This window comes from Lactonifactor longoviformis DSM 17459 (assembly GCF_900129135.1).
Classification (GTDB): domain Bacteria; phylum Bacillota; class Clostridia; order Lachnospirales; family Lachnospiraceae; genus Lactonifactor; species Lactonifactor longoviformis.
This window is the reverse complement of the sequence record NZ_FQVI01000051.1, coordinates 1-12,824: the sequence shown is the minus strand read 5'-3', so window position 1 is coordinate 12,824 and position 12,824 is coordinate 1. Positions and strand designations below refer to the sequence as shown.

Annotated in this window: 10 protein-coding genes, 7 tRNA genes and 1 rRNA gene; all 18 read left to right on the top strand. The window is 44.7% G+C overall.

Going from position 1 to position 12,824, the window contains the following annotated elements:
- Positions 1-314 (top strand): 23S ribosomal RNA (locus BUA56_RS21855); the annotation flags it as partial.
- 106 nt (positions 315-420) lie between these two features.
- A tRNA-Asp gene (locus BUA56_RS21850) sits at positions 421-494 on the top strand.
- Between the two features lie 25 nt (positions 495-519).
- A tRNA-Val gene (locus BUA56_RS21845) sits at positions 520-592 on the top strand.
- A gap of 56 nt (positions 593-648) precedes the next feature.
- Positions 649-721: transfer RNA gene (locus BUA56_RS21840), tRNA-Thr, on the top strand.
- 4 nt (positions 722-725) lie between these two features.
- A tRNA-Tyr gene (locus tag BUA56_RS21835) sits at positions 726-807 on the top strand.
- A 34-nt stretch (positions 808-841) separates the two neighbouring features.
- Positions 842-915: transfer RNA gene (locus BUA56_RS21830), tRNA-Met, on the top strand.
- Positions 916-1,050: 135 nt separating this feature from the next.
- Positions 1,051-1,123, top strand: a tRNA-Phe gene (locus BUA56_RS21825).
- Between the two features lie 19 nt (positions 1,124-1,142).
- A tRNA-Lys gene (locus BUA56_RS21820) sits at positions 1,143-1,215 on the top strand.
- 301 nt (positions 1,216-1,516) lie between these two features.
- Positions 1,517-2,959: a sugar ABC transporter ATP-binding protein gene (locus BUA56_RS21815; RefSeq protein ID WP_158641031.1), complete on the top strand. Its 1,443-nt coding sequence runs from the start codon at positions 1,517-1,519 to the stop codon at positions 2,957-2,959.
- A gap of 84 nt (positions 2,960-3,043) precedes the next feature.
- Positions 3,044-3,763 (top strand): helix-turn-helix domain-containing protein, encoded by a 720-nt coding sequence (locus tag BUA56_RS21810; protein ID WP_072854869.1) that lies wholly within the window; start codon positions 3,044-3,046, stop codon positions 3,761-3,763.
- Positions 3,764-4,026: 263 nt separating this feature from the next.
- Complete coding sequence (locus BUA56_RS21805) at positions 4,027-4,857, top strand: sugar phosphate isomerase/epimerase family protein (RefSeq protein WP_072854868.1); 831 nt, start codon at positions 4,027-4,029, stop codon at positions 4,855-4,857.
- Between the two features lie 18 nt (positions 4,858-4,875).
- The gene (locus BUA56_RS21800) at positions 4,876-6,354 is read left to right on the top strand and encodes a sugar ABC transporter ATP-binding protein (protein WP_072854867.1); all 1,479 of its coding nucleotides are present in this window, start codon (positions 4,876-4,878) and stop codon (positions 6,352-6,354) included.
- Positions 6,341-7,312, top strand: a complete 972-nt coding sequence (locus BUA56_RS21795) for an ABC transporter permease (protein WP_084068200.1) — start codon at positions 6,341-6,343, stop codon at positions 7,310-7,312. The genes BUA56_RS21800 and BUA56_RS21795 overlap by 14 nt, the downstream gene beginning before the upstream one ends.
- A gap of 25 nt (positions 7,313-7,337) precedes the next feature.
- Positions 7,338-8,375: a sugar ABC transporter substrate-binding protein gene (locus tag BUA56_RS21790; RefSeq protein WP_072854866.1), complete on the top strand. Its 1,038-nt coding sequence runs from the start codon at positions 7,338-7,340 to the stop codon at positions 8,373-8,375.
- A 30-nt stretch (positions 8,376-8,405) separates the two neighbouring features.
- On the top strand, positions 8,406-9,485 hold the full coding sequence (locus BUA56_RS21785) for a Gfo/Idh/MocA family protein (RefSeq protein ID WP_072854872.1): 1,080 nt from the start codon (positions 8,406-8,408) through the stop codon (positions 9,483-9,485).
- Between the two features lie 70 nt (positions 9,486-9,555).
- Positions 9,556-10,593, top strand: a complete 1,038-nt coding sequence (locus BUA56_RS21780; protein WP_072854865.1) for a Gfo/Idh/MocA family protein — start codon at positions 9,556-9,558, stop codon at positions 10,591-10,593.
- A 12-nt stretch (positions 10,594-10,605) separates the two neighbouring features.
- Entirely contained in the window at positions 10,606-11,595 is a 990-nt protein-coding gene (locus BUA56_RS21775; RefSeq protein ID WP_072854864.1) for a sugar phosphate isomerase/epimerase family protein, read from the top strand.
- A 10-nt stretch (positions 11,596-11,605) separates the two neighbouring features.
- Positions 11,606-12,445 carry a sugar phosphate isomerase/epimerase family protein gene (locus tag BUA56_RS21770; RefSeq protein WP_072854863.1) on the top strand — a complete coding sequence of 280 codons (840 nt, stop codon included), beginning with the start codon at positions 11,606-11,608 and terminating at the stop codon, positions 12,443-12,445.
- Positions 12,446-12,824 lie beyond the last annotated feature (379 nt).

Below are 12,824 nucleotides of genomic sequence, written 5' to 3'. Positions count from 1 at the left end.
AGAACGTCGTGAGACAGTTCGGTCCCTATCCGGCGTGGGCGTAGGATATTTGAGAGGAGCTGACCTTAGTACGAGAGGACCGGGTTGGACTGACCACTGGTGTACCGGTTGTTCCGCCAGGAGCACGGCCGGGTAGCCAAGTCGGGAAGGGATAAACGCTGAAGGCATCTAAGCGTGAAGCCCCCCTCAAGATGAGATATCCCATTCTTTAGAAGAAGTAAGACCCCTTGAAGACGACGAGGTAGATAGGGCAGAGGTGGAAGTGCAGCAATGCATGGAGCTGACTGTTACTAATCGGTCGAGGGCTTGACCTGAACACTTAGAAAGAAATTTCTAAGTAAAACGGTAAGTGTTGTAAAGTAGAAAAAAAGATGTATTCGTATATGTAGTTTTGAAGGTACAATATTGTTCTTCAGGATTGGCCCAGTGGCTCAGTTGGTTAGAGCGCCGCCCTGTCACGGCGGAGGTCGAGAGTTCGAGTCTCTTCTGGGTCGTTTGATTTACTATTTATTTGATTATGGGATCTTAGCTCAGCTGGGAGAGCATCTGCCTTACAAGCAGAGGGTCATAGGTTCGAGCCCTATAGGTCCCATTTTAAACGTTGTTTTGGACACGCTGATAGCGTGGCGCTATTGCTTTAAGCAATTCGCCGATGTGGCTCAATTGGCAGAGCAGCTGATTTGTAATCAGCAGGTTATCGGTTCGAGTCCGATCATCGGCTTTATGGATGGATTCCCGAGTGGCCAAAGGGGGCAGACTGTAAATCTGTTGGCACCGCCTTCGAAGGTTCGAATCCTTCTCCATCCATTAGGATTATTCAATCCAATATCTAATTCAATATCGCGGGGTGGAGCAGTCTGGAAGCTCGTCGGGCTCATAACCCGAAGGTCACAGGTTCAAATCCTGTCCCCGCTACTCTATGCCCAGATAGCTCACGCATTGAACACTTGATGAAGCGAAGCTGAATCTAGTGAGAAGGCGGTTCTTGTGAATGGAATGAACAAGAACTACAGAGCCGGCTGAGCAAAAATTTAATATTTATGTATGTGTGCCCAGATAGCTCAGTTGGTAGAGCAGAGGACTGAAAATCCTCGTGTCGCTGGTTCGATTCCGGCTCTGGGCATTGAAACACAATTAAATAAGGGTGTGTAGCTCAGTTGGTAGAGCACTTGACTTTTAATCAAGTTGTCCGGGGTTCGAACCCCCGCACGCTCATGATTGGAAACCGGATATAACGTATATCCGGTTTTTTTATGTCCATATCTCCCTGCATGTTATTTTATGCATCTTTCGGTATCTCCGTATTTTTTATTCCATATGTTTGTGATTTTATTTTTATTGATCATTCTTATAGATGACATATCATATAGCATCTCCAGTTACAGCAATTAAGTGATATGTTTTCACAATATTGTTAATAGTAACAAAAGGTATAACAAATTATAATGATAGAAAATGATCGTGAGAGTTTTAACTGTTTATAGAAGGGTCTGATGGAAAATAGATGCTGCTGGATATGAAAAATATAAATATAGCGTTCTTAGGCAATCAAATATTGCATGATGTGAACCTAAATATTTCTTATGGCGAGGTGAAAGGTCTGATTGGGCCTAATGGATCCGGGAAATCCACAATAGTAAATATTTTATCTGGTGTATATCCACCGGATGATGGGGATATCTATATAGATGGGGATAAGTTTAGTGGATATTCTCCTGAGATTGTGTTGGATAAGGGAATTTTTACGCTTTACCAGGAACCTAGTCTTATTCCGGAAATGAGTATAACAGATAATTTATTTGCCGGCAATTATCTGAGAAGGCTTGGCATTTTTTGCAATGATAAAAAGATGAGAAAGAAGGCAGAAGAGGTTCTAACGTATTTTGGGCTGCCTATCTCTCCGGACGAGAAAGTAAGAAACCTCTCAAAGTGTGAAAAAGAGATAATTGCCGTGGCAAAGGCTTTTTTGAAGCAGGCCAAATTATATATTATGGACGAGCCTACGGCGGGGATGTCATGTCAGGAACAGCAAGTGGTTCTTCAGCTGGTAAGAAACCTTAAAAAAAGCGGTTCCTCTGTTATATATGTGACACACCGAATGGAGGAGATTCGGGAAGTCTGTGATTCTCTCTGTATTATGAGAGATGGAAGAGTGATACTGGATGATAGGATGGAACACGTGACGGACAGATGCATTCAGAACCTTATGGAAGTAACAAAAATGGATACCGGATATGTGAGCAGGAGTAAGTTATCTGATACCGTTGCTCTGGAGGTATTACATTTGTCAAAAGACGGTGCCTATGAAGATATCAGCTTTCGCCTCCATAAGGGCGAGATCTTGGGAATTGCAGGAGCCATGGGTTCTGGCCGGACTGCTCTTCTGAAAACTTTGTTTGGGGCTATTAAGCCCGACAGAGGTATGATTTTTGTAAAACAGAAGAAAATAGATTTTATGAGTGTTTATGATGCCATAGAACAAAATATTGGATATATGCCTGATGATCGGCTGGAGTCGGGGATTATTCCGGATCTGTCAGTATTAGACAATACCGTTTTAACGGAAGTAAATAAGAAGAAATCATTCTTAAAAAACAGTAAAAAAGAGATTGAATCATTTATAAAGTTTGTTGTTCAGCCAGGTTACTATTTATCTAATCCAAGCCAGGCAATTAAGTATGCAAGCGGGGGCAATCAGCAGAAGACAATATTTTTTAGATGGATTGTTTCGGAATCCAGTATTTTACTTCTTGACGAGCCTACAAAGGGTATAGACATTGCATCTAAAAATGAGATGTATCAGCTGATTTTAGAAAAGGCGCAGGAAGGGGTATCATTTATTATTAGTTCCTCAGATTATAAAGAATTGCAAAGACTATGTACGAAAGTTTTGGTATTAAAACATGGTGTTTTAGAAGAACATGCATTTTCTGCAAACGATTTACTTACAATGGGGTGAAAAAGTTTGGGAAATTCCTATTTTATACAACGTCCAATGCTTTTAAAGATATGTAAAAATAAGGATATAGGAGTATCGGATGATATGGCAGGTATGGGCAATCAAATGCTGTATCTTGTCTACCGCAATAGTATCCAGATACTTATTGAAGATGAATTGGTAACCCTATTTGAGGGACAGGTACTTTTATCTAAAGCAGATATTTCCAGAAAAGTAATCCAAATGAATTCCGGATATTTTCAGCTGTTATTCAGTCAGGCAGTTACATTTAAAGGCAAGTTAAGCGGGGAAATTTTTATTGACAGCGGGGTGTATCAAGTTTTTGAAATCTCTGAGGATCTTGAGAGCTGTAAGTTTTTGTGTGAGAGAATGCTGAGAGAAATTGAGGATGAGAATATTTCCAGAGAATTGGCTGATACTTTATTGGAGGGAGTTTTGTCTATACTCTGTAAGACGCTGAGCAGTAAAAGCAGTATTCAAAGAGATTTTATTGCTATTACAAAAGAATATATTGAGAAACATTACAAAGAAAATCTAAGTCTTTCAGAGCTAGCAGATCATGTAAATGTAAGTGTATATCATTTGTCCCATATGTTTAAAGAGGAGGTGGGAATATCCCCCATACAGTATGCTATTTTCTGCAGAATGGAGTACGCGAAAAAGCAATTGAGGGAAACATCATGTTCCGTTCAAAAAATAGCGGTGGAACTTGGTTATGAAAATCCAAATTATTTTAACCTGCTGTTTAAAAAGACTGTGGGGATAAGCCCCGGAACCTATAGAAAAGAGTGGAAAAGACGATAATTACAGAGCGCAGAGTAGATAACAGAGATGTTATTTATTCTGTTTTTTTATTATAGTCGAATGAGTTTTCAAGGTAACAAAATAAATAAGAAATATAAGCTTTAGCAAGAAAGTTATATAATTTGCACAAAAATATATCATAAAAACAAAAATATAATATAATTTGCACAATAATATTAATAGTTTTACATAAATATTTGGGATATTATGGGTAGTATAAGAAAGGATCATGATTCTTGCTATAAAAGAAAAGGAGGAAGTATATGTTTAAGTACAGTTATGATGCCCTGGTTTATTATGGTGAAAAAGCAAAAGACAGTATTGAGAGGTGCGCGAGGTATGGGTATGATGCCATAGAACTCTGCGGAGAACCGGAGTATTACGATGTAAAAGAGGTAAATCAGTTGTGCAGGGACAATAATATCAAAGTGTCTTCTATCTGTTCTGTTTACAATGAGGACAGAGATCTGGCACACCCGGACCCCGCGATGAGAGAACAGGCTCTGGAGTATGTCAAAAAGGTGGTAGACTTTGCTGCATCGATTGACTGCCATATGGTGATAGCTAATCCGACTGCATGCTGTAAAACCGTACCTCTGGCTCCCTACGAAGATGAATATAAATGGGGTGTGGAAGGCATTATCAAGGGTGCTGAGTATGCAGCCAAGGCAGGTGTTAATCTTTGCCTGGAATGCTGGAACCGGTATGAGACGTATATGCTGAACCGTCTGGAGCAGGCAATGGATATGCTAAAGGATGTAAAAATGGATAATGTAGGCGTTATGGGAGATTTGTTTCACATGAATATTGATGAGGCTGATATTCCCCAGGCTATCCGGGACTGCGGCAGCAAGCTGACACATATTCATTTTGCTGATTCAAACAGGGCGGCGCCTTCCAAAGGCCACCTTGACTTTGCTCCTATAATGAAAGCTCTGCAGGATATTAAGTATCAGGGATACATTACCTTTGAGCTTCTTCCGGCAGGGGCGGACCCATTTGGAACATTAAAAGCCGGCGGTGGAAAGGAATTTTTTGATGAATATACTGAGCTGGCTATCAAACACATAAAAGCCATTGAACAAACTCTCTAGATAAGGTGTGTGGTGGGTATGGAGGTTATACTAAAGCATATTACAAAATCTTTTTCAGGCACAAAGGCATTGGATGATGTAGAGCTGCATCTGAAGGGCGGGGAAATAAATTGTCTGGTAGGAGAAAACGGCGCGGGAAAGTCTACGGTCATTAAAGTACTTGCCGGCGCACATATGCCGGATTCAGGAGAGATCCGCATCGATGGTAAGATAACTGTTTTAAGAAATCCCAGAGAATCCCAGATGAACAAAATCGCGGTCATTCATCAAGAGCTTTTATTAGTGCCGGAGGTAAGTGTAGCGGAAAATATATTTTTAGGAGACTGGCCCAAGGGAAAGACTCATTTTCTGGACCGGAAAGGGATGAATGAAAAGGCCTCGGGCATACTTGCCAGGATAGGAGCCAATATAAATCCCAGAAGTATTGTATCTTCCCTCTCTACAGGGGAACAGCAGCTGGTCGAGATAGCCAAGGCACTCTCTAAGGATATAAAAGTACTGATATTGGATGAACCCACAGCTTCCCTGTCAGAGGTGGATGCCAATAATCTGCTCAGAATTGTAAAAGAGTTAAAAAATCAGGGAATTGCTGTCCTCTATGTATCCCACCGTCTGGAAGAGGTTTTTGCAATAGCAGATAAGGTAACAGTATTCCGTGACGGAAAATATATTGGCTGTGTGCCAGGCCAGGATGCTACGAAGGATGAGATTGTTAAGATGATGGTAGGAAGGGAAGCCGGAAATATTGAGGTCAGGCATCGGGTAAAAGAAAAAGGAAAAAAGGTTCTGGAGGTTAATCATCTGACCAGCCGGGGAATGTTTCAAGATATTTCTTTTGATTTATATGAAGGGGAGGTCGTGGGACTGGCTGGTTTGGTAGGAGCCGGACGAACGGAAATAGTACGGGCACTGTACGGTGCAGATACCTATGACAGCGGAGAAATATTGGTGAATGGCAAGCGCAGGAATTTTCATCACCCTGCGGATGCTATCAGGGAAGGAATCTCCCTGGTGCCGGAGGACAGAAAGACTCAGGGCCTGGTTCTGGGACAGTCTGTGGAGCATAACATACAGCTGGGGATACTGAAAAAAATCAGCAGCTACGGGATGATACAGAAAAAACAGGGGAGAGCGGTAGTCGAAGATTACAGGGACAAGCTCAGAATAAAAACAGTCTCTGTGGAAACCGATGTTAATTCATTAAGCGGAGGCAATCAGCAAAAGGTAGTGCTGGCCAGAAGTCTGGCGATGGATCCCAGAATATTGTTTCTTGACGAACCAACACGGGGCGTGGATGTGGGCGCAAGAGAAGAGATACACAAATTGATTGATGAGGCGGTTAAGAATCGCCTGGCAGTGCTGTTGGTATCTTCAGATATCCTGGAACTTCTTGCTCTAAGCGATCGTATTGTGGTTTTGCGGGAAGGACAGATAGCCGGAAAATTCAATGACCATAAGGTTTCCAAGGAGGAGGTGATTAAACTTGCAGCAAATTAAAACAAAATCAGGGCAGCTTGGACAGATTCTGGATAAAATGGGGCTGTTTCTTGTGTTGTTGGTATTTATTATTGTTATGTCTGTTTTGACTCCCAGTTTTCTCACGTGGAACAATCTGAGAAACCTGCTGATACAGTCTACTATACTTTGTACACTGTCTCTGGGTGTGACTTTCGTAATTATCACCGGAGGAATTGATCTGTCAGTAGGGTCTGTGGAAGCTGTAGCTTCGGCGATTGGAATGGCCTTGATTGTAAAGACAGGTTTTCCGCCATTTGTAGGTGTTTTAGTTATGCTTGCAGTGGGAATTGTATTTGGCATCATCAATGGTTCTCTGGTAACACAATTTAGGATTCCTCCGATGATTGTTACGCTTGCCACTATGAGTATAGCCAGGGGAATTGTACTGGTGTTTACAAACAGTGCTAACATAGGGCCTGTGCCCAGGTCTTTTACAGTGCTGACTTCTTCCTATGTAATCGGTATTCCTCTGATTGTTTGGGTAGTGGTAATCTTCTGCATAATAGCCTGGATCTGTCTTTCAAAGACAGCATTTGGAAGATCTGTATATGCAGTGGGGGGCAGTGAACTGGCGGCAAAGCTGGCAGGTATCCGGACAAAGCGTATTATCATTATGGCCTATATGATTTCCGGTCTGTGCGCGGCAATTGCCGGTCTTCTTTTAACGATCCGGCTGGAATCCGCGGGCCCCAATGCCGGTGACGGTGTGGAAATGAATGCGATTGCCGCAGTAGTAGTGGGCGGCACAAGCCTGTCAGGCGGGCGGGGTACAGTTTTGGGTACCGTCTTAGGTGTAATTCTGATTTCTCTTGTCTCAAACGCAGTTAATCTGCTGGGAGTTCCCCCTGCGTGGGATAAGATTGTAAAAGGTGTAGTTATTATTATTGCGGCTCTTCTGGACGCGAACAGAAACAGAATTGGGAAACGCTCCAGATAAGAGACCAGTGCGAAGGAGGATTTTTATGGTAAAGAAACGAATAATCAGCGTTATGATGGCAGTTTTACTTGTTGCAGTGCTTGCCGCCGGGTGCGGGAAGAATGACAGTACAGAGGAGCCGGAAAATAAGGAGGGGACAGACACAGCAGCAGAACAGGAACCGGAAAATAAGGAGAAAGATACGTATAAGATATCTGCGCTGCTGTACAGCCGGGGATTTGAATTTATGGTGGCATTGGATCAGGGGATCCAGGATAAATGCAAGGAGTATGGGATTGAGGTAGAGGTTCTTGACGGAAATTCTGACAGCTCCACACAGATTACGCAGATTGAGGACAGTATCACAAAAGGTGTTGATGCAATTCTTCTGGCCCCCAATAATTCTGAGGAACTGGTAGCCGGAGTGAAAAAAGCGAACGATGCAGGGGTTCCTGTGGTAGTTCTGGATGGAAATGTGGCTGAGGGATGTGAAGTGTTGGCTTCCTGTACCTTTGACAATAAAGCCGGCGGAAAAATGGCTGCCGAACATCTTATGGAAATCGCAGATCCATGCAGTGTGCTGGAATGCACAGGTGCAACAGGCGCTTACCATGCAGTGCGGCGGGGCGGAGGCTTTGAGGATGAGATGGCCACTGACAGCAGCTATAAAGTGATTGCCAATGACTGCAGCTGGGACGCGGAGACAGCGCAGAATGCCACTGTTGATATTTTATCTTCTAACAGTGAGGTTAACGCTGTATTTACCCATAACGGAGAGATGGTCAGAGGAGTCATTGCGGGATTAAAGCAGATAAACCAGTTAAAGAAAGTAGGGGAAGAGGGACATGTTCCCGTTGTGTGTATTGACGGAACACCGGCAGAGCTGGACTATATCCGGGATGGATATCTGGACGCCACTGTGGAACAGAATCCTTTTGACATGGGTGCCCTGGCTGTGGATGTGGCTTATAAGTATCTGAGCGGAGAGGATGAGAATCCGGAGAAGGAACAGTATGTATATCCCAGACTCATTACCAGTGATAATGTAGAAGATCCGGAAAACTGGGCAAATCAGATCAAGTAGTTTGCTATGCAGAAAGAAGTGTCGAAGATTATGAAGAAAAAACTTAAGGTTATACAGATAGGAACCGGAAGCTGGGGATTCAGCTGGGTAGAAAAGGCGCTTCAGTCCCCCTGGGTGGAATTGGCGGGGCTGGTAGATATGAAACAGGAGATGCTGGATTATGCAGTAAATACCTATCATCTGGATCCCTCTATTTGCTTTCTGACATTAAAGGAAGCTGTGAAGCATGTTGAGGCAGACGCAGCCTTTGTAGTAGTTCCTCCGGCTTTTCATAAGGAGGTTGCCATTGAGGCTTTGGAGTGCGGACTGCACTGTCTGGTAGAAAAGCCTCTGGCTGAAGAGATGGAGGATGCGCTGAAGATGGTTCTGGCGGCTGAAAAAGCAGGAAAAAAATTAATGATCAGCCAGAATTACAGGTTTAAAAGAGCCCCGCAGACGGTAAAGCAATTAGTGGAAAAAGGGTTTGTGGGGGAAATTGGAAGTGTATTTATTAACTTTCAAAAGGCACCTCATTTTACAGGATTTCGTACGGAGATGTTTGAGCCTCTGATTCAGGATATGAGTATTCATCATTTTGATCAGATCCGCGGAATTTTGGGATTGAACCCTGTAAGAATCAAAGCACACTCCTGGAATACCAGCTGGAGCTGGTTTAAGGGGAATCCTGCGGCCAGTGTTATTTTTGAAATGGAAAACGGCGCAGTTGTCTCCTATAACGGCAGCTGGGTTTCCCAGGGATGGGAGACTACATGGGACGGTGACTGGAGGATTCAGGGCAGTGAAGGGGAGATTCACTGGCATAATAATCAGGTAATACTGCATCCTTCCGATCTTTTTGTCTCCGTATTCCAGGACGGAGCTGTGGAAAAAAACGGGGATCTTGTATTTGATCTGGCTGCTATGGAGGAGGAGGAAAGAATGGCCTCCATCGCGGAATTTGCAGCTGCCATTGCAGAGAACAGAGAGCCTGAGACAAATGGGAGGGATAATCTCTACAGCCTTGCTATGGTTTTGGGTGCAAAATACGCGGCAAAGACCGGAGCGTGTGTGGAGGTTGCTGAATTATTGGACCCACGGCATTTTAGTAAATATGCTCATATAGACGATTAATTTAACGGATGTCCCCTGCACCTCCTCACTGTTTTACGGAGGGCAGGGACAGTCCCGGGAGGTAAAGGATATGATAAAAGTAGGTGTAGCCGGATGCGGAAAGATCGCTCAGGTGCGTCATCTTCCGGAATACGCAGACCGGAAAGAGGTAATGATTGCCGGGGTTTATGACCTGAACTATGAAAGAGCCTGTGAAGTGGCATCCCGGTATGAGGCCACAGCGTACAAAGAATTTCAGGACATGCTGAAAGATCCGTCTATAGATGCAGTAAGTATCTGCGTGGCAAATGCATTTCACTGTGATATGACGGTGGAGGCGCTCAGGGCGGGAAAGCATGTGCTCTGCGAGAAACCTATGGCAATTACCCTGGAGCAATGCGAAAGAATGGTACAGACAGCCAGGGAGACCGGCAGATTTCTTATGATTGGCCACAATCAGAGACTTGCCAGGGCTCATGCCAAAGCCAGGGAACTGGTGCAGGCAGGGGAGATTGGAAGCATTATTACGTTCGAGACAAATTTTCAGCACAGCGGTCCGGAGACATGGACCATTGACAGCAGCAGCAGTCAGATTTGGTTTTTTGATAAGAAGAAAGCGGCTTTCGGAGCAATGGCAGATCTGGGGATTCATAAGACGGATTTGATCCAGTTTCTTACGGGACAGAGGGTACATGAGGTAATGGCTTATGTGGGAACTCTGGAGAAACGGGATAAAGACGGCAATTTCATCAGTGTGGATGACAATGCCTTTTGTATCTATCAGATGGATGGGGGCTGTGTGGGAATTATGAAGGCCAGCTGGACCTGCCACGGACAGGAGGATAATCACACAGTGCTGTACGGGACAGAGGGCGTTATGCATATCTACGAGGATCCCCGGTATTCCATAGTCATAGAACATAAGGACGGGACCCGAACCCTGTACGAGGCAGATGAGATTCAGACCAATGATCATCAGACAAAATCAGGAATTATAGATCTCTGGGTAGATTGTCTTGTCAGCAATCAGGAGCCTGCCATATCCGGGGAAGAGGCTCTTTCTGCTATGAAAGCAGTTTTTGCCGCAATGGAGTCCGCCCAGACAGGAAAAAGGATTACCGTAGAATAGGAGGTAAATAGTATGAGTCGTCCGATTACGCTGGCTTCCGGGCAGTTTGGGGACATGTCTTTAGAAGCCTTATGCAGTTTGGCAGAGTCGATTGGCTATGAAGGGTTAGAATTAGCCACTCATGCCCATTTTAATGTGCAGAGAGCCCTGGATGAGAAGGGATATGTAGAGTATGTACAGGCAACGCTGAGAGAGCATCATCTTTCCTGTTACGCAATCTCCGCTCATCTGACGGGGCAGTGTGTGGGGGATGTGTGGGATCCCCGGCTGGATAATTTTGCACCCTCCGCTCTCTCAGGACAGCCGGATAAGATCCGGGAATGGGCAGTGGAGGAAATGAAACGCACGGCAAAAGCTGCTCATCTTATGGGGGTTCAGGTAATTACCTGTTTTACGGGATCCCCTTTGTGGGCCTGGTGGTACTCATACCCTCAGACAACAAAAGAAATGATAGAGGAAGGGTATCAGAGGATTTATGATCTCTGGTCTCCTATATTTGACGTCTTTGATGAATATGGAATCAAATTTGCGCTTGAGGTACACCCCACGGAAATTGCCTTTGACTATTATACAACAGAAGCACTCCTTGATACATTCAGCCGCAGACCGACCCTGGGCATTAACTACGATCCCAGCCATCTGGTGTGGCAGGGAGTGAACGAGCTGACTTATCTGCGGGATTTTTCTGATCGAATCTATCATGTACACATAAAAGATGTAAAGATGAACCAGAACGAGCGGGCCGGAATCCTGGGATCTCATCTGGAGTTCGGGGACACCAGAAGAAAGTGGAATTTTGTATCCGTAGGACACGGGGATGTGGACTTTGACGGAATTATAAGGGAACTGAATCAAATGGGGTATGAGGGACCGCTGTCAGTGGAATGGGAGGACTCCGGAATGGAACGGGAAACAGGAGCCAGGGAATCCTATGAATATATCCGGAAGATGAATTTTTCACCCTCCGGCATTGCCTTTGACGCGGCGCTCAAAACAGAATAAGGAGGATGCTATGTACCGGTATAGTATGACCCAGTGGATTGTGGGAAACGAAAAGATAGAATATAGTTTTGAGAGATTGAAAAAATACGGTTATGACGGCATAGAATTTGCCGCAGAGCCGTATACCACGGATCAGGATAAGATGGTTGATTTGCTGGAAGAGTATGGTTTAATCTGTACCTCCCTGTGCGGAATCTTTCCGGAAGACAGGGATTTAACCTCAGGAGAACCCGGGGAGGCAGAAAAGGCGGTCCAGTATATAAAAGATAACGTAGATTTTGCAAAAAAGGTGGGAGCACCCTATATGATTGTGGTGCCCTCTCCGGTGGGAAGAACGGAGCCACTCCCCGGACGCTCTTATGAGACGGCCTGGGCCAATGCTGTGTCTAATGTACGTAAAGCGGCAGAGTATGCACAGACCCAGGGAATACGCCTGGCTGTAGAGGCTATTAACAGATATGAAACGTATCTGGTAAATACACTATCCAAGGCGTTGGCATTTGTCCGTGAGGTAAATCATCCTGCAGTTGGGATTATGGCCGACATGTTTCATATGAGTCTGGAAGAAAATAATATAGGAGCTAGCCTTCGGATGATAGCTCCGTACCTTATGCATGTGCATATTGCGGATAATACCCGGGAGGCGGCAGGTCTGGGAAGCACGAACTTTAAGGAGATGTTTTATGTTCTGAAGGATATCGGTTACGAGGGACCTATCACAATGGAGTTTATGCCCAGGCTGGCGAACCCTTATGCCTCCGGAGATATGGAAACGCAGTCAAAATTAATGGATCAGTATGCAGAGCAGGCCATCTGCTATATGAAAACATTGGAGAAAAGCATAGGATAAAAAAACCGGGAGCCTGCAGAGTATCTGCAGTTCTCCCGGTTTTTATCATGTGCGCCCGGCGGCGCACGTTTCTAACCGGTGCAAGTCCGGAATCCGCCCGGTGGTGGGAAGGATATAGCCGAAGGCAAGGGTGTCCATTGTGAGGTGGAATCCGAAGGAAGCCGGATATGGGGAACATACGAACCCATGGGCAAATCTCTGGTCTGACGAACAGAAACCACATAAGAGGCTATGCATGAGGATAAGGCTGCATGACAAGTCGAAGTCCAATAACTACCCGGAATCATGTATGGTAGATGTGGCAGATGGATGGAGAGAAAGAAACGTGTGGTACCTGGGGAGGTCTGCACGACACGCCCTGAAAGGGGTAACCATTATG